Source organism: Parasphingorhabdus sp. (assembly GCF_039982395.1).
Taxonomy (GTDB): Bacteria; Pseudomonadota; Alphaproteobacteria; order Sphingomonadales; family Sphingomonadaceae; genus Parasphingorhabdus.
This window is the reverse complement of record NZ_JBDWYO010000005.1, coordinates 22,650-40,000: the sequence shown is the minus strand read 5'-3', so window position 1 is coordinate 40,000 and position 17,351 is coordinate 22,650. Positions and strand designations below refer to the sequence as shown.

Below are 17,351 nucleotides of genomic sequence, written 5' to 3'. Positions count from 1 at the left end.
AACATTGTTTGGCCCCAAATGGATCAAAATGTCTCCCTTTGTCGCTATTCTAGCCCTCGCGATGCCGGTGATGACGCTGCAAATCTTGTTCACGCCGGCAAATAATGCCTTGGGTCGTCCGCAAGTGACCGCGCGAACCAATATGTTTGGCGCGATATTGATGCCAGTCACATTCCTGATCGGCATTCAATTTGGCGTCTATGGGCTCGCCTGGGGCTGGGTCATTGCCTTTCCCTTGCTCACGATATTCACCTTTCTGCAATCGAGACGCCATATCGGCATCGACGCATGGGAAGTCGCCCAAGCCGTCTGGCCTGGCCTATCCGCTTCGCTAGCGATGGGCGCTGTGGTTTATCTCGTCGATCAGACACTTCCCGACATGATCGTCTATCTAAGGCTTTTCCTTTTGGTTGCAGCCGGTGGCCTCGCCTATGTCGGCCTGCTCTATATATTGGCCAAGCCGACGCTTATCGAAGTGATCCAATTGATTGTTCGACGCAAACCGCCAGAGCCTGTTCCGGCAGAGCTCGCCTCCTAAAAACATCACTTGTGCAGAAGCGCAGATTGTCTCAGCAACGCCTCATGACACATATATTATCACTGGCCGCTGGTTCGCTGGTAGAGTTTCAACCGGAACAAGTCGCGCGCGCCGCTGGTCAATCCGGTTTCAATCATGTTGGATTGACCATTGAACCAGAGAATTGGGACGCATCAGCTCTAGCCGGCACCAAGGCCGCAATCGCAGAATATGGCTTGTCTGTTCTCGATGTTGAAGTTGTGTGGATTCCGGAAGGTGGCAAGCTGAACGATAATCACAGGCTTATCATCGACGCGGGCCTGGCGCTTGGTGCAGCTAATATCCTGGTGGTTAGCGCAGAACCGGATCCTGACAAGACAGCAGAGGCTCTGCATAAATTGTGTACGTGGGCGGCGCCCGGCAATATGCGGGTAGCGCTGGAGTTTCTGATGATCACTGCGGTGCAATCGATGGATAGTGCTCTGGAGATCATCCGGAGGACTGAACACCCCTCCGCAGCCGTACTGATCGACACGATCCACCTCTGCCGTGCCGAACATGCGGCCGATGATCTCGCCAAACTAGATCCAACGCTTTTGCCTTATACGCAAATTTGCGACGGCAATCAGCATTGCGAGACAAGCTTCGCCGCTTATTTAGAAGACGCCGTCGACTTGCGCAGCTGTCCGGGCGAAGGAGAATTGCCTGTGGCCGACGTCATAATGGCGCTGCCGGTTCAGATTCCGCTCAGCCTCGAAATTCGTTCAAAAGCTTATCGAGACCAATATCCGGATGCGACGGAACGGGCAGCCGCTATCAGAACAGCAAGCCTTGCCTATTTGAAGCAGCACAATATTCCAATTTGCTAGGCTGATTGAATATAGTCTCGCATCGCAGCCGCTTCGTTTTCAATCTTGTCGATCCGGTATTTTACAAGATCACCGATGGATACAAAGCCGACAAGTTTTCCATCTTCAACCACCGGCAAGTGACGGATCCGCCTTTTGGTCATCAAAGATAATGCGCCAATAGCACTTTTGCCGAGATCGACCGAGATCACATCAGCCGTCATCACATCGCGAACATGTTTGGCCATGGCTTCATGACCATATCGGCGGACACAATGTAGTACGTCGCGCTCCGAGAAAATGCCGGCAACATGATCACCATCGAGAACCGGAAGGGCGCCAATGCGCTTTTCCGCCAATATCTCGACCGCCTGTGAAACCGACATATCGGCTGTGCAACTATATATTTCGTCGCTTCGAGCCTGCAAAATTGATTCTATCGTCATCATCCCTCTCCTCAGTTCTGATTCTGTTTATTGCATCTCTATAACATATTTTTGAAAGTCATTGGACTTGATGGTAACAGGTTTCCCGTCCAATGTGCCGGAAACCAACGGAGTTCTCCAATTTGCCCCAACCTTCCCGTCTTGATGATCCGCTATATGCCAGCGTCGCATGGACCCGCTATTGGAGGCTGATGCGCGGCATGGCCCTGTTCACTCTGGCCTGCATTGCCGTGACATTGGCAATTCTATTCTACTGGCATGGCTTGGTCTCCATCCATATGTATATTGCGACCGCGGGCGGCGTGGCCTTTGCTGTGATGTTGATGGCAGCGTTAATGGGCCTGATCTTTATGTCGAGCGAGACCGGCCATGATGAATCCATCGATGATCCGGTTTCCAAAAGCATCTCGCCCGATGAGTAAGGACCATCTGGAAGAACTGGCAGAGATGCAGCCTGTTTTAAGAGTCGCTCCGCAACCGCGTGATCTCAACAACAACGGTCATATTTTTGGCGGCTGGGTTTTGTCCCAAATGGATATCGCCGGCGGGATCATGGCAGCGCGCGTGGCGCGCGGATCAACCGCAACCGTGGCGATCGAAGCGATGGAGTTTATAGCCCCCATCCTGACCCGCGATCTGATCTCAGTTTATGCTCGTGTAGAGAGAATTGGCCGGACGTCAGTAGCGATCCGACTGGATGTGATTGCATCGCGAAATTTAGGTGAAGAGCAGGTTCCTGTGACCAGTGGCCTGTTTACCTTTGTCGCGCTGGACGAAGATCACCAGCCTAGAGAAATTCCCGCAGAATCGAAGCAACAATATTCCAAATAACCGCTCTTTCGCTATCAGCGTAGTTTGATCGTATAGCGAAGTTTGGCTTCATCATTGGCGGGAACGGTTACCCGCCAGGTCGGCACGCCATCGATTATGCTGATGCCTTTGATCCTCCCGGACACTTCATAGGGAATTTTCATTTCAAAGGTGACCGGATGATCCCGCGCGTTTGAGATCACGGCCCGCCAGCTCTCCTTGCGTTTCGTTCGGCGCGTTTGAATGAGCGAAAGCCGGACATCGGCTGATCTGCCCACTTCGACTTCAATCTCGTTGTTGATCGCCCGGTCGGGCAAAGTCCCCTCGCCTGCTAACAACGGACCAACAAAACTATTCTCGAACACCGCCACCCTGCCCGCGGGTAACGGCACGCCTAGTCCATTTTTTTCGTCATTGATGGTGCGCAAAATGTAGGGAACCGCTTGGCTGGCTTCGTTAAAGTCAGCGGTGCTAGCAACATAGATACGTTCATAACTAACGTCAGGCTGAACGATCATCGCAACCTGCTTCTGGCCTTTGGCATTGACCATGACGCGTTCGGGCACCCGGTAAAGCTTCAGGTCACCCAGATCCTCTTGCTCAGCGACGACAACGGCCACTGGCGAAGCCATTTCCATAACAGAGCTTTGTCTGCGTGTCGCCGTCACTATTATCACTTCACCGCCGTCTTCCATCAAGTCCATCGAGGCCGACGGCGGCGGAGGTGGCGGCATATAGCCCATATTATATGGCACCTCGTGCGTCCTCTGCATTGGCCAGCATCGAATAGTCAGCCCACCACCCTTAGGCCGCACCTGATTCCCGCGACGCTCCCTATTAGGTTCACCGGCTATCACCATTAAATTGGCGTTTTCAAAGCTCTGGTTGCCGCCATTGGCAACGGTCAACCAGGCGAACATATCCAGCTTTGTTTTTGCGCCGGACTTGCCCTCCTTAACCGTGGCGACATAATTCGCCTGCCAGTCGAAACCCGACGCTAGATAAGTCAGCGTCAGTTTGGCGGAAACCGTGCGCTTTGAAGTGGTAAGAATAGACAAGGTCGGCTTAGCTGACAGATTTTCCGGAACTTTTGAGAAAATCATTCGTTCGGGAAGGCCCGTGCAACGGAGGGCTTCAAACCCTTCATCGCTTTCGAATATCACACCACCGCCAGGCCCCGAAGTAATAAAGACATCTTGTTTTCGCACCGTCCCGGTTGCCTTGTTGGTGCGAACGATCGAAACTGCTCGCTTAAGATAGGCGTCGACGAGACCCTGAGGCGACAGCAATCTGGCATCTCGGTTTTTCTCTCGCACGCCAATGGGAAGACCGGTAACGATAGCACTTTCAGGAAACATACCTTCTGACACGCCTTCGAAGCGCACCATCGCGTCTCCCGTCGGCAATTGGACAGTGCGAGTCTCCGTAATCAACGCGTATCCTTGCGGCCAATTTGCATTGATGGCTCCATCACCTCGGCCCGGTGCGCGATAAATGGTGATCGACACATCTTCCGGTTTATCCGACACCACCAGTTGCTGCGCGGCGATAGGAACCGCTTGCAGGTTCAGCAAAACCGTCAAAAAGACCAGAAGGCGGAAGAAGGTCATATAGTGACTTGCTCCGCGTTTAATAGCGGCTGTCGAATGTTGCCGTCACGGTTACACTGCTGTTTGCAGGCACGTTGACGCGCCACTCAACTTTATCAGCGGACACCCGATTGCTCGCCTGACTTTCCTCCTCGATGCGGACGTCACCCCACAGGCCGGACTGCGCCAAATCAACAACCGAGGCAGAAGGCCGCGCGTTGGTGACGACATAGCGCATCTTGGTCCGCCAGCGTTTGGATGAGCGGCGGGTCCGTTCTTCGACCACGGTCTTGACCTTCACGTCAAACGCCTCACCGGTGCGGATCGACATAGAGGACCCCATCGGTGTCGCCTCGATGCGACTTTCACCGATAAATTGCGGATCGCCGCGCTTATCGCGCATATAGACTCGCATGATCCCGGCGGGCAGCTGGTCGCCCAAACCTCCGTTACGCGAAGTAGAGAATTTTAACACGGAGTTGGCGCTAGCCGCCTCACGACTACCAAGCCAGCCATTGGTATATTCATAGATTTTACGAGCAGGGGCGGCCGTCACATCCAAAAAACTGACCTGCTTCTGCTGAGCATTGGCAACCGTGGTTCGTTCAGCAAGCGGATAGAGATAATAGTCTCCAAGCCGTTCGCGATTGTTGGATTCTGCTCCCGCTTTATCGATGGTACCAGTCGGCCAGCGCGGATAGCTGTTACGCCCTCCGCCGGTGTTTGGACTTCCCGCGACCAGCAAAATACTGGCATTGCGATAATCGGTGCCGCTATTGTTGGTCAGCGTTACCCAGCCTTGAACATCAATCGTCTGCTTGGCATCGTCAAACAGCGTCACATAGTCCGCTTTCCAACCGAGGCTTGGCGTCAGATAACTCAGCGTTGTCGGCACTCGACCACCAGTCGACTCCATGGTGATGGAAAGAGTAGGCCGCGCTCTCAAATTCGGGGGAACGCGATCGAAGATCACCCGCACAGGCAAACCGTCGTCTCGCAACACTTCAATCGTATTACCGATTTTCATCACCACACCACCATTGGCCGCAAGTATTTTGGCACGCACGCGGGTTTCCGCTCCGGTGGCTGGATTGGTTCGGATCAGGGTAACGGTCTGCCCTACCGCCTTTTCCATCAATTTAGCGGGGGTCAGCAGATCAAAATCAAAATTCTGCTCGACAATGCCGATACCGGGGCCTGACAGCGTCACCGTTTCTGCACGAATTTGCGCTGAAACATCGGGGAATTGCTGCTTGCTGCGTCCTTTGGGCAAGTTCAGATTGCGAACATCCTGAACCAGCGCCTGGTTATTATTGTAAATCGTGACCGACACATCGCCTTGCGCTGATTCCTCCAAAGAGGATTGGCTGATCGCAGGCGTGGCCGCTCCTGCCAGAAGCAAACCGGTAAAAATCAAAAACCGCATATTTTATCTCCCCAACGATTTAGTGACGCTAAGTTATTGAAACTGAACCTAACGTAAACGGATTAGCTGATGCGATTTCAGGTCTTACTGGCTGCGCCAATCAAATGAGACCATCTTCGGCGGGGTGGACACACTATCTTGCCGGACCGCAGCGATATCGTCAGCCCCCAAAGCCTTCGCCACAATCGCCAAATCTGCTTCGCTACCGGTCATAGACAAGCCCAGCGGGCTGCGCCTCGCGGCCCATATTACCAAGTCGAGCTGGCGTTGTGAGCTTATGGAAATTTCATCATTTCTGACCATGACCGATGGCAAGGGAATGGCTGGCGGTTGAATGTTAATCGACCAATCTTGCATTTCTGCGGATATACGCTGTTCCAAAATATAATATGTTTCTAGGGATGCGCCCGGCAATTGCTTGGCCATCACCATAGCCCTGCGTTTTGCGGTATCGATGATGACATCATCATCGGACACCCCCGCGACGAGTGCCAGTTTTTCTCGCAAATCGGAAACTTGGGTTTCCACCGCTTCTTGCTGTTCCCGGGCTCTTTTGGACGCCAGTTCAGCTTCTGCAGCATCGCTGCCGGTTTCGACCCGATATTGTTCGATTTGTACCTTTATGGATTCTTTGAATGCGCGGGTTAAGACTCTTGAACTCTGCTCTTCGGCTTCGGGCTTTATCGATGGGGTAAACACCGAGGCGAGCACCACAATGGGATCAGCATTAAAATCTATATCAATTTGAGAGACGCGCGCGCGCGGGCCGAATTGATCCTTGATATAAGCGTTCGCCGATCGCGAGATATTAGCCTCTCTGCCAATCTGGACGAGGGAGAGGCCCAATGGAATTGCCAGGCCAACAAACACAACAACCATCGCAAAGATTTGGAATTGGGTTTGCCGTTCGGACAAATAGGATCGAAAACCATAGAGCCAAGCCATCACGGTAGCCGTGAGCGCAATGGTCATAAAGTTGGTAAAGTACAACAGCAGCGAACCACCAAATACCGCCCAATTACCAGTTGCCAGGCCAAAGCCAACCACTGCCAGCGGTGGCATCAAGGCCGTAGCAATAGCAACACCAACGATCGTGCCTAATCCGCCACGGATCATAGCATAGGCGCCAGCGAGACCGGAGAACAAGGCCACCGCCAGATCAAACAGATTTGGGCGGGTGCGCGACGCTATTTCCGGAGTCACGGTTTGCAATGGCGACATCACCACCACAAACGCACTGAAACCGATCCCGATTATCGTACCCAATAACAGTGCTTTGCCAGCATCCTTCAGCCACGCGGAATCTCCAATAGCCAAGGCGAAGCCAACGCCCATGATCGGGTACATAAGCGGCGAAAGAAGCATCGCTCCGATGACCACGGCTGGAGAAGACAAGAGCAAGCCCAATATAGCGATGCCTGCCGACATGCAGGTCAAGAAGGCATAGCGCGGCGTAAAGCTGCAATCTTCTTTGATTCTATTGATAACTGCTTGCTGATCTACATCGGCCTGAACAGCCATCCGCCACCATCGCTTCATTAACCGATAGCTGCCCACGATCGGCGACAAAGGCTCAAACCGAAACTCGTTCGGTGGCGGCGGCGACGAAGACTTATCTGCCTTATTTTCGGTCATAAGCCACTTTAACCGCTGAAATCGCTTGAGAATAGCAAAACATGACTTCTGACGTAATTGAAAAATGAACCATTTTCTCTTTTATCAGAAAACCGTATCACCTATATAGATCACAACGGCTATTCCGCCGCACCCAGGAGCCTTCATAGGAGCCAGTTCATGCCTCGTCCCGAAACCGACATTGCAGCCACACGCACCAGAATCATCGCCGCTGCAGATCAGATGATACAAGAGCGGGGAGCAATTAGCTTTACCATGACCGATCTTGCAACTGTGGTCGGAATGTCGCCATCGAACCTATATCGTTTTTTTGAAAGCAAGGATGCGCTGGCATCGGCGATGGCCGAGGACTGGTTTGCGGAGCTTCATGTCATCATGGAGAAATTGGTATCAGCGGACATGCCGGTCGAAGAAAAACTCTTCCAGTTTTTTGCCAGCCGCTTGACGGTGAAACGGGCGCGCTATGATGCCGATCCAGCTCTGTTTGAAGCCTATATGGAATTGGGCAATGAACATTTTGAGGTGATAAAAGGTTATGTCGATCTAGCCGACCATTACATGGCATCGGTTCTCGCCGAGGCGATGGAAGATGGTTATTTTGAAGGTTTGGAACTGGATGCCGTCGTTTCTTTGGTCAACACCATGATGCAGCCTTTTTGTAATCCCCAGTTGATGATGCAGATGATGCATTTAGCAACCGAAGAGAGGCTCAGGCTGGTCATTCGCACTATCCTCAATGGATTGAAAGCAGATGCTCGCAAGATCAATGCCCAACCGGAATTGCATATCGCTGGCTAAGCTTCTTTGGCTAACCATTGCTTCATCATCGCAGGCGGCGGAGACGCGTTCATTTCTGTCTCGTCCAATGCCGCTAAGGCCCGCTCGCGATCTTGGCCCGTGAAACTGCCGGTAGTAAGACAAAATTCGACCATATTGCCATTGGGGTCGCGCGTGTAGATCGAGCGGCACCAATTATGGTCAATTTCGAGAACGTCCAGTCCAGCGACGTTCCATCCCTCGCGACGCGCTATCAATTCCTCAGCTGTATTTACTGAAAAACTGTAGTGGTTGGTGCCCTGAGGGGTTCCGGCCGCTTCGTTAAGATCAAAAGCATAGTCTCCTTCGCCCGGCGTATCCATCAACTCCCAAAAAGCAATGAACCGGCTGTCATCACCATCCATTCGGTAAAAGAAATGCTTACCCCAACCGCCGCCCATGACGGGGGCGATCTCAACTTTGACGAGTTCGAAGCCCATAACGCCCTCGTAAAATGCGTGAATCGCCTTCATGTCTTTCGCCGCCAAAGCCAGGTGGTGATAACTCATTGCGCATCCTCTCTCTTGTCGACCATGCCCATTACGTCCGCGGTAGCGCCATCAGGTGCTGGCACTTCGACCACATGCTCGGGCATATCATCAAATTCCAGCTTTAACGCCCGGCTCATAACGGCATGCATCATATAGGTGCAGGTAATGTAAGTCAGTTCGAGGATTTCGACTTCACCCAGATGCTTTTTCAAGGCTTCAAAAACACCATCGGGCACCCTGCCCCGCTCCAGCACGAGACAATCAGAATAAGCGAGAACAGCGCGTTCAACATCGGTGAAGCAGTTGGCGACCTGCCAATTGGGAATGGCTTTGACCTGCTCCTCGGAATAGCCTTCAAAGCGCATCGCTTTGCTATGCTGCGAATAGACAAATTGTGACCCGACCGCATAGCCGGCGCGGATTTGGCCAAGCTCGCGGAGCTTTGGATCGAGCTTGCGATTGGCCGAGCGATAAAAACCAAAGCCTTCGGTCGTGTGTTTGAAAGCATCGGGGACTTGCGCGAATACCGTCCACCAGTTTCCCGGGGTACCGGTCGCGGTTCCCGGTTGTTCGACAGGATCGCGATCCCCGAACAGCATATTGTATAAACCGAGAATATAGTCGTCGGTCACTTCGGAACGCGGTATTTCGCGTAATCGGGGCATGGGTCTCTCCTATGCCCCGACTATGCACATTTTGCTTTGGCTTACTAGCCCGCCAGATTCCGCAGCACGTAGTGAAGAATGCCGCCGTTGAGGAAATATTCCATCTCGTTGGCGGTATCGATCCGGCAATCGGTTTTGAAGGTCGACTTCGTACCATCAGCGCGAGTCATTTCGACTTCGACTTCCTGCAACGGCTTCAGCGTGGCAACGCCCTTGATCGTAAAGCTTTCCGTACCATCGAGGCTGAGCGTATTGCGATCAACGCCTTCTGCAAATTGCAATGGCAGAACACCCATTCCCACCAGATTGGAACGGTGGATCCGCTCGTAGCTCTCGACGATCACCGCCCGAACACCGAGCAGGTTGGTGCCCTTCGCTGCCCAGTCACGGGAAGAGCCGGTACCATATTGTTCGCCGCCGATAACCACCAGATCATTGCCGTCGGCTTTGTGTTTCATTGCGGCGTCGTAGATTGGCATGACCTGACCGTCATATTTGGTGTAGCCACCTTCTTTTCCGTCGGCCATTTGGTTTTTGATTCTGATGTTGGCGAAAGTGCCGCGCATCATGACATCGTGATTTCCGCGGCGGGAGCCGTATGAGTTGAAGTCAGCCTTGTTAACCTGATGATTTGTAAGATATTCTCCGGCAGGGCTGTCCTCTTTGATCGCGCCTGCTGGTGAGATGTGATCGGTGGTGATGCTGTCGCCCAGCACCGCCAAAGTCTTCGCATCGACAATATCGCCTACCGGAGCCGGGGTCATTTCCATGCCCTCGAAATAAGGCGGGTTGGCGACATAGGTGCTGCCCGCGCGCCATTGATAGGTGTCGCCACCGGTCACGTCGATATCCTGCCAGGCGGCATCGCCCTTATAGACATCAGCATAGCGGCTCATGAACATTTCGCGGTTCACCGCGCCACCCATAGCAGCCTGCACCTCGTCATTGGTCGGCCAGATATCCTTCAGATAGACATCCTGTCCCTCGCTGCCCTGCCCGATCGGCGTTTCATACATATCCTCGCGGACCGTGCCCTTCAGCGCATAAGCCACAACCAGCGGCGGCGAGGCGAGATAGTTGGCGCGCACATCCTGCGACACGCGGCCTTCAAAGTTGCGGTTGCCCGACAATACCGAAGCCGCAACCAGATCATTCTCGTTGATCGCCTTGGAGATCGGCGCCGGCAAAGGACCGGAGTTGCCGATACAGGTGGTGCAACCATAGCCGACCAGATTGAAGCCGAGATAGTCGAGATCATCGGAAAGCCCCGCCTTGTCGAGATAGTCGGTGACCACCTGCGATCCCGGCGCGAGCGATGATTTCACCCAAGGCTTGCGCTGCAGGCCAAGCTGCCGCGCCTTGCGCGCGACCAGACCGGCGGCGATCAGCACGCTGGGGTTGGAGGTGTTGGTGCAAGACGTAATCGCCGCGATGGTGACATCGCCATGGCCCAGATCATAATCCATGCCATCGACCGCCACCCGGCCAGCGCTGTCATCGCGGTTGAAGACAGCGGACAGATCGCGGTTAAATTCTTCGTCCAGCTCGCTCATCGAGACGCGCTGCTGCGGCAATTTCGGTCCGGACAAAGACGGCACAACGCTGGTCATGTCGAGCGAGAGTGTCTTGGTATAAATAGCCTCTGCCGCATCATCATGCCGCCAGAAGCCCTGCTCCTTGGCATAGGCTTCGGCCAGAGCAATATCCGCTTCGTCACGGCCGGTCAGACGCAGATAGTCGAGCGTCTTGTCATCAATCGGGAAATAGCCGCAGGTCGCGCCATATTCCGGCGCCATATTGGCGATAGTCGCCCGATCCGCCAGCGACAGAGCCGCAACGCCCGGTCCGTAAAATTCAACAAAGCGTCCGACCACGCCAACTTCGCGCAGCATCTGCACACAGGTCAGCACCAGATCGGTCGCGGTAATGCCCTCGGCCAGTTCACCGGTCAGCTTGAACCCGACCACTTCGGGGATCAGCATCGAAACCGGCTGACCCAGCATAGAGGCTTCGGCCTCAATCCCGCCAACGCCCCAACCGAGCACGCCGAGACCGTTGATCATCGTCGTATGGCTGTCGGTGCCCACGCAGGTATCGGGATAAGCAACCTCGACGCCGTCGCCGTCTTTCGAAGACCAGACCGCGCGCGCGATATTTTCCAGATTCACCTGATGGCAGATACCGGTTCCCGGTGGCACAACGGAGAAATTGTCAAACGCCTTGCTGCCCCATTTCAGAAACTCATACCGTTCCATATTGCGCTGATATTCCAGCGCCACGTTATTTTCGAACGCTTGCGGCGTACCGAATTCGTCAACCATGACCGAGTGATCGATGACCAGATGCACCGGCACCTGCGGGTTGATCTTCTCAGCATCGCCACCCAGAGCCTTGATCCCGTCGCGCATCGCCGCGAGATCGACCACGGCGGGCACGCCGGTAAAATCCTGCATCAGCACACGGGCCGGGCGATATTGAATTTCCGCCGCGCTTTTCGCTTCCTTCTGCCAGTCGACCACCGCCTGCGCGTCTTTCGCATCCACGGTAAAGCCGCCATCTTCAAAGCGCAGCATATTTTCCAGCAGGACTTTCAGCGTATAAGGCAGCCGGTCAATATTGCCGAGCTTCGCCGCCGCCTTGGCGAGCGAATAATAAGCATAATCTTTGCCGCCCACAGAAAGTATGGATCGGGTGCCGAGTGAATCTTGTCCGGTGGTGGTCATGGATATGTGCTCCGTTTTTTGTCAATGGTTCAACCGCATGAGGAGAGCGCTGCAACCAGCGCAAAACGGTTGATGAATCAGATTTGGGAGCGCTTTAGCTTATGGGTGCGGGAGAGGCAATGGGGTGGGGGAATGGGTGGTTTGGGAATTTGTTGACGGTAGATTGGAAATCAAAGCTGGCTATGGGGATTGAGCAGTGACAAAACTTATGACGGCGACTGAGGAAATCGTAGCTTGGCGTTTTTGTTAAACTGTCAATATGATCTCTTGAGTTTGCGTTTTGTAGTCGCCGACAATTTTAAGTAAAAATCCTCACCGAAATTTTTCGAGAACATTGCAAACTGATCACAATCGACTGTATGTCATCAGGGGACTTATTTAGGAATAGATTTAGTTATGGGCAAATCACAGCCAAAGATTGCTGAAGAACTTGATGATAGTGGACTAGGCTCTGGCATCGAAATGGAAATTGCTGAAGTTCGGCCTTCTGATCTCGACAGCGAGCAAATCACCCACCCGTTTGATCCAAAACAAATCAACATCCATACAAGGCCGTTCACAATTTCGGAAGTCGTCGAACGACTAAAAAACAAAGAGATTAATCTTACCCCTGATTTTCAACGCAAAGGTGGCATTTGGAAGCCCGTGAGTAAGAGTCGACTGATTGAATCAATATTGCTGCGGATTCCGTTACCCGTTTTTTACGTACACCAAGATAGCGAGGAAGACTGGCTCATAGTCGACGGTCTTCAGAGAATTACGACGATAAAAGAATTCGTTTTGGACAAAACATTCTCTCTAAGCGAGATGGAATTTTTGACTGAATTTGATGGTGATGGATTTAACGACCTTCCAAGGCCTATGCAGCGTCGCATTAATGAAGCCTCGTTGCATTTTCATCTAATTTTGCCATCAACACCAAAAGCCGTGACGCGGACTATTTTTCGAAGAATAAACACTGGTGGACTACCACTTTCCAATCAAGAAATCAGACATGCTCTTTACCAAGGGAACTCAACAAGATTACTTATAGAACTCGTTGAGCACAAAACTTATCGACTCGCAACAACCGATAGTATTAGAGATTCTCGTATGGGCGGAAGAGAGGCAATACTTCGTTTTCTCGCTTTCTGGATAAACTCGGTCGACAGCTATGCTTCTAATAAAGACATGGACAGTTTCCTGTCGCTGACAATGGAAAGCATAAACCAAATGGAAGATCATGAGCTAAATGCTCTAAAAGCTATTTTTGATACTGCCATGATCAGATCGCGAGCAATATTTGGTGAATATGCATTTAGAAAGCTATTCGAATGGCCAGCTCCATCTAGAAACCCGATCAGCAAACCTCTATTTGAGACTTGGTCAATTGGGCTGGCGGAATTGTCCGACAATGATTTCGACAAGTTGAAGTCCAAAAAACAGAAATTGATCAAAAACTTCGTAAAAATGATGCATGATAAATATCTCCCTGAAGGCCTAGAAGATGACATTTATTTTAGTAACTCAATTTCTTTGAGTACAAGTGGGTGGAAGCAAGTAAAATATAGATTTGATGCAATAGAAAAACTTATAGATGAGATTGTATATGAATAATAAAGGACCTCTAAACCCACACTTGTTAGTCGAAAATTTCAAGTGCTTTAGGAATTTGGAAGTTCAACTTTTGCCCCTCACTATATTAACTGGGGTGAATGGCAGTGGAAAGTCATCTGTTTTCCAAAGCCTGTTAATGCTCAAGCAGACCACAGAAACTGGCACACCCCTGGAAGGGGATTGGTTCAACGCAACCGACCATTCCGATTTCATATGCTTTTTTGGAAACGGTGCCACAAGCATTTCTTTAACTGAGAGCCTAGACAACCCTAGCAAGGGGCGAATCACATATTCTACAGAAGAACATAAAGAATCTGAAAAAGTGACAGTAAATTCACCTCTGTTAACCGGTTATCTCCAGTCAATGAGCTATATATGCGCGGAAAGACTTGGACCGAGGTTGCATAACCCAAGCCCATCAAAAGACGATGATTTTGTTGGAGTAAATGGTGAGTTTACATCAGCTGTTTTAGCACGTCAAAGTGACCGAAACATCAGCACAGAAATTGAGCCGATAAGCGATACAAAACATCAGAACTTACTCGAACAAGTATCATCATGGATGGATCAAATTAGTCCATCTGCGCGTGTCAAAGCACATGAGGTTAAAAACATCGAAGCGGCCTACTCGACGGTTAGTTTTTCGTATGAAGCAGATAGGACACCCGAATTCAAACCGCCAATGGTTGGCTTCGGTATTAGTTATGCACTACCGATCATTGTGGCAATTCTGACCGCCGAAACTGGGCAGACAATCTTAATCGAGAACCCCGAAGCACATATACACCCATCAGGACAAAGTGCGTTGGGTAAGTTGATTGCAAGAGCAGCAGGAGCAGGCGTTCGCATTATTGTCGAGACACATAGCGACCATTTGCTCAATGGTATTCGAATTGATGTAAAGAATGGTCTACTTTCAAATGAGTTAGTTGGCTTAAATTACTTTCGGAAATCTGACGACGGGTCATCAGAGTGTATAAAAATCGAAATGGGAACGGACGGCGCACTAAATCATTGGCCAGATGGCTTTTTTGATCAAGCAATTAACGATCTAGTAGCGTTGTCCTAAAGTGCGTCGAGGTTATGTAAATGATTTGAGCTTCCCAGCGGTAGATTCTATGCAAACCATCCAATTTCTGGCTGAAATGAGGAAACAATTGGGAAGATTACAAAAATCCCAATTAGTGGAATCAAAGGTTTATTGCTCTAAACCCATAGCACAACTTCCAATGTGCCCAAACCATTCTACGTTACCGCAGTTCGCAAGCGAAGGTAATCATGGTTTTCGAGACACAGTACTATATTTTCTTTCATCCTTTGATCAACAATCACCGGCTGATTCTGCACTAGGTGAAGAACATCAAAAGTTAGTTCAATCTTGCGTAGTGGAACTTCCAGATCCGTCTCACATAAACTCCGATCCCGTTGCTATCGTTAGCTGTCATCTTGACGATGGTTTGTTGTTTAGCATCCCCAGTCAACCGCACTGGTCAACGAATCCGTTACACGCCAAAATGATGGACGATAGCAGTGAGGTTCAGAGTTTTAGTTGTAGAAACTGCTTCGGAGATGAATCTTTAAAGGAATGTGAAGAGCTTCTGGAAGCTGCAGCTCGAGAGCATATCTTCAGCAATTGGGATAATCTGACCAATTCTGCTCTTTTGGCACCTCAAGTTGAAGTTTTTTTCAGAAACGCCACAAAACTCAAAGGATTGGAAAATACTATTGTTCGGAATTGCCATAAAGCAGCAAGGACAGGATACAAAGTGGACAAATTTCTTGTTACCAAGCTCAGTTATGGAGAAAAACGATTTCCAGTGTTCGAATTGAGAATTAACTTCGGAGGGACCAACAATCTCCGCTTGTTATTCTCGGTCAACAGCACCGGAAAAGCAGTTTATGGTCATGCAGGTTTCAAAAATGGCAACAAATGGTACTCCAAAGTCGAAACGCAGGCCACGAATGCAATTGCCAAATTATTGGGAATTCCATGATAAGCTTCAATTTCGAACTACAATTACGGTGACAGGTGCAACACCCCCCCCAAATACACAAAACCACGCGCCCCCAACCCTCTTGCCCAATCCCCAAAATCCCGTAACACCCGGTTAAAGCGGATCATCTGCGGAAGGGCGGAGTGATATGGGCGGTTTTTATCTGGCCAATGAATATTGGTTCGCGGTGTTCCAGCTGGTGACCGCGATGCTTGGCATGGGCGCGACGCTGACGCCCGGTGATTTTCGCGCAATTTTGCGCGAGCCCAAGGCGGTGACCAGCGGCACCGCGATCCAGCTGATCATGGTGCCTTTGGTCGCGCTGGCGGTGATATCGGCCTTTGGCATTGCCGGCGGGGTGGCGGTGGGCATTGCGCTGATCGCGGCGATACCGGGCGGGACGACGTCGAATATCTTCACCTTTTTTGCGCGCGGCAATGTGCCGCTGTCGATCACCATCACCGCGGTGACGACGCTGGCCTGTCTGTTCACCACGCCGCTGATCCTCGATTTTCTGATCACCCAATATATGCCCGCCGATTTTGCCATGCCGCGGGTGCAGATCATGACGGAAATCGCGCTGACCTTGCTGCTGCCGCTGGTCATTGGCATGGTCTATCTCCGCCTGTTCCCCGGCAGTGCTGCGACTTTTTCCAAATGGGTGGTGCGCGCCTCTTTGCTGGGCATATTGATGATCGTGGTCGGCTCGGCCTCTTCCGGGCGGCTCGACTGGCAGGCTTTTGGCCTGATCAATAGCGTGCTGGTCGCCGGGTTGATCGCTTTGCTGGCGCTGGCCAGCTGGCTGATCTGCAAGGCGCTGCGCCTGCGCCACGCCGACCGCACCGCGATTGATATCGAGGTGGTGGTGCGCAACGTCAATCTCGGCTTCATGCTGAAAGCCTCTTTATTCCCCGCCGTGATCGGTCGGCCCGATCCGATTGGCGACATGGTGCTGCTGACGCTGCTGCTCTATGGCACGCTGCAATTGCTGATCGCGGTCGCTCTGATCCTGCGCGGTCGGCGGGGTGCGAAACGGGGGTCTGGTCTGGATATTGCGGCTTAGTCTGGCATAGCGGTGCGGTGGATGGGGATCGCGCCGCAATCCAACAGGCTTTCCTACAGGGGCCGCCCTCTGATAGGCCTTCCCCATGGCCACCAAAAAAACCCGTCATGATGGTTGGACCCCGGCGACCCGCGCCGTGTTTCTGGCGACCTTGCGCAAGGCCGGCTGTGTCCGCGATGCGTGCCGGGTGGCGTGCATGTCGACCACCTCGGCCTATCGGCTGCGGCGGCGAGATGCGGATTTTGCGGAGCGCTGGAAAAAGGCGCAGGCCAGCGCCCGCACCGGCCTGATCGCAGTGGCGCATGAACGCGCGGTGGTCGGGCGAGAGGTCATCATCCTGCGCGGCGGCAAAGAGGTGGAGCGGCGGATCGTGCCGTCGGATTCGATGCTGGCGCTGCTGATCAAACAGGGCGATCTGACCGGACAGGGCGCGGATAATCTGCTCAGCTGGGACGAATGGCAGGACGGCCTGCGCTTTGACGAACATGGCCAAAAGGTCGACCGGAGCGAGGCCCACGCCGCGGTCGCCCGGTCGCTGGACGCCAAGCTGGCGGATATGCGGACGAAATTACTGGCCCGGCGGGCGGCGGCGGAAGAACGGCTGCGGGCGGCAGAGGCGCGGGCGGTTGCATTGGCGGCGGCGGATTTGGAAGCGGGGGATGGCGTCTAGAAAGGTCCTTCGACGGGGCTCAGACGTTTCTCCGCATGGGGTGCGGAGAAAAAGACAAGCGG

The 17,351-nt window shown here is 52.3% G+C and carries 17 protein-coding genes (1 of these 17 only partly in view); 10 read left to right on the top strand and 7 right to left on the bottom strand.

The window, feature by feature from the left end; translation table 11 throughout:
• Together ABJV08_RS10135 and ABJV08_RS10130 are read left to right on the top strand one after the other, a co-directional pair.
• Positions 1 to 538: the 3' portion of a lipopolysaccharide biosynthesis protein gene (locus ABJV08_RS10135; RefSeq protein ID WP_348036731.1), read on the top strand. Its footprint begins 965 nt before the window's first position; the window shows 538 of its 1,503 coding nt (coding positions 966-1,503); the start codon falls outside the window, past its left edge; it ends in the stop codon at positions 536 to 538.
• A gap of 44 nt (positions 539 to 582) precedes the next feature.
• The gene (locus tag ABJV08_RS10130; protein ID WP_348036729.1) at positions 583 to 1,386 is read left to right on the top strand and encodes a sugar phosphate isomerase/epimerase; all 804 of its coding nucleotides are present in this window, start codon (positions 583 to 585) and stop codon (positions 1,384 to 1,386) included.
• Here the strand turns inward: ABJV08_RS10130 and ABJV08_RS10125 are convergent.
• Positions 1,383 to 1,811, bottom strand: coding sequence for a CBS domain-containing protein (locus ABJV08_RS10125; RefSeq protein ID WP_348036727.1), 429 nt, complete (start codon positions 1,809 to 1,811; stop codon positions 1,383 to 1,385). The genes ABJV08_RS10130 and ABJV08_RS10125 overlap by 4 nt on opposite strands.
• 122 nt (positions 1,812 to 1,933) lie before the next feature.
• On the opposite strand from ABJV08_RS10125, the gene ABJV08_RS10120 reads away from it, so the two are divergent.
• Positions 1,934 to 2,233 carry a hypothetical protein gene (locus ABJV08_RS10120; RefSeq protein WP_348036725.1) on the top strand — a complete coding sequence of 100 codons (300 nt, stop codon included), beginning with the start codon at positions 1,934 to 1,936 and terminating at the stop codon, positions 2,231 to 2,233.
• A complete protein-coding gene (locus ABJV08_RS10115) occupies positions 2,226 to 2,642 on the top strand; it encodes an acyl-CoA thioesterase (protein ID WP_348036724.1) in 417 nt (138 codons plus the stop codon). Before ABJV08_RS10120 ends, ABJV08_RS10115 begins: the two co-directional genes overlap by 8 nt.
• A 14-nt stretch (positions 2,643 to 2,656) precedes the next feature.
• Here ABJV08_RS10115 and ABJV08_RS10110 read toward each other — a convergent pair whose 3' ends face one another.
• The 3 genes from ABJV08_RS10110 to ABJV08_RS10100 form a co-directional block, all read right to left on the bottom strand.
• The gene (locus tag ABJV08_RS10110; RefSeq protein ID WP_348036722.1) at positions 2,657 to 4,231 is read right to left on the bottom strand and encodes a hypothetical protein; all 1,575 of its coding nucleotides are present in this window, start codon (positions 4,229 to 4,231) and stop codon (positions 2,657 to 2,659) included.
• A 19-nt stretch (positions 4,232 to 4,250) separates the two neighbouring features.
• Positions 4,251 to 5,636: a DUF4139 domain-containing protein gene (locus ABJV08_RS10105; protein WP_348036720.1), complete on the bottom strand. Its 1,386-nt coding sequence runs from the start codon at positions 5,634 to 5,636 to the stop codon at positions 4,251 to 4,253.
• A gap of 84 nt (positions 5,637 to 5,720) precedes the next feature.
• Positions 5,721 to 7,271 carry a DUF389 domain-containing protein gene (locus ABJV08_RS10100; RefSeq protein ID WP_348036718.1) on the bottom strand — a complete coding sequence of 517 codons (1,551 nt, stop codon included), beginning with the start codon at positions 7,269 to 7,271 and terminating at the stop codon, positions 5,721 to 5,723.
• Between the two features lie 159 nt (positions 7,272 to 7,430).
• On the opposite strand from ABJV08_RS10100, the gene ABJV08_RS10095 reads away from it, so the two are divergent.
• On the top strand, positions 7,431 to 8,069 hold the full coding sequence (locus ABJV08_RS10095) for a TetR family transcriptional regulator (protein WP_348036716.1): 639 nt from the start codon (positions 7,431 to 7,433) through the stop codon (positions 8,067 to 8,069).
• On the opposite strand, the gene ABJV08_RS10090 is transcribed toward ABJV08_RS10095, so the two are convergent.
• The 3 genes from ABJV08_RS10090 to acnA are packed head-to-tail and all read right to left on the bottom strand — an operon-like array spanning position 8,066 to position 11,966.
• Positions 8,066 to 8,596 carry a VOC family protein gene (locus ABJV08_RS10090; protein ID WP_348036714.1) on the bottom strand — a complete coding sequence of 177 codons (531 nt, stop codon included), beginning with the start codon at positions 8,594 to 8,596 and terminating at the stop codon, positions 8,066 to 8,068. The two genes, ABJV08_RS10095 and ABJV08_RS10090, sit on opposite strands and share 4 nt — an antisense overlap.
• Entirely contained in the window at positions 8,593 to 9,243 is a 651-nt protein-coding gene (locus ABJV08_RS10085) for a carboxymuconolactone decarboxylase family protein (RefSeq protein ID WP_348036713.1), read from the bottom strand. The genes ABJV08_RS10090 and ABJV08_RS10085 overlap by 4 nt, the downstream gene beginning before the upstream one ends.
• A 44-nt stretch (positions 9,244 to 9,287) precedes the next feature.
• On the bottom strand, positions 9,288 to 11,966 hold the full coding sequence (acnA, locus tag ABJV08_RS10080; RefSeq protein ID WP_348036711.1) for an aconitate hydratase AcnA: 2,679 nt from the start codon (positions 11,964 to 11,966) through the stop codon (positions 9,288 to 9,290).
• Between the two features lie 396 nt (positions 11,967 to 12,362).
• On the opposite strand from acnA, the gene ABJV08_RS10075 reads away from it, so the two are divergent.
• The 5 genes from ABJV08_RS10075 to ABJV08_RS10055 all read left to right on the top strand — a co-directional run bounded on the left by ABJV08_RS10075 (position 12,363) and on the right by ABJV08_RS10055 (position 17,289).
• Complete coding sequence (locus ABJV08_RS10075; protein WP_348036710.1) at positions 12,363 to 13,562, top strand: DUF262 domain-containing protein; 1,200 nt, start codon at positions 12,363 to 12,365, stop codon at positions 13,560 to 13,562.
• Positions 13,555 to 14,631 (top strand): DUF3696 domain-containing protein, encoded by a 1,077-nt coding sequence (locus ABJV08_RS10070; protein WP_348036709.1) that lies wholly within the window; start codon positions 13,555 to 13,557, stop codon positions 14,629 to 14,631. The genes ABJV08_RS10075 and ABJV08_RS10070 overlap by 8 nt, the downstream gene beginning before the upstream one ends.
• Positions 14,632 to 14,680: 49 nt before the next feature.
• Positions 14,681 to 15,556, top strand: coding sequence for a hypothetical protein (locus tag ABJV08_RS10065; protein ID WP_348036707.1), 876 nt, complete (start codon positions 14,681 to 14,683; stop codon positions 15,554 to 15,556).
• A gap of 148 nt (positions 15,557 to 15,704) precedes the next feature.
• Positions 15,705 to 16,619: a bile acid:sodium symporter gene (locus ABJV08_RS10060; protein WP_348036705.1), complete on the top strand. Its 915-nt coding sequence runs from the start codon at positions 15,705 to 15,707 to the stop codon at positions 16,617 to 16,619.
• A gap of 85 nt (positions 16,620 to 16,704) precedes the next feature.
• Positions 16,705 to 17,289: a hypothetical protein gene (locus ABJV08_RS10055; RefSeq protein ID WP_348036703.1), complete on the top strand. Its 585-nt coding sequence runs from the start codon at positions 16,705 to 16,707 to the stop codon at positions 17,287 to 17,289.
• Positions 17,290 to 17,351 lie beyond the last annotated feature (62 nt).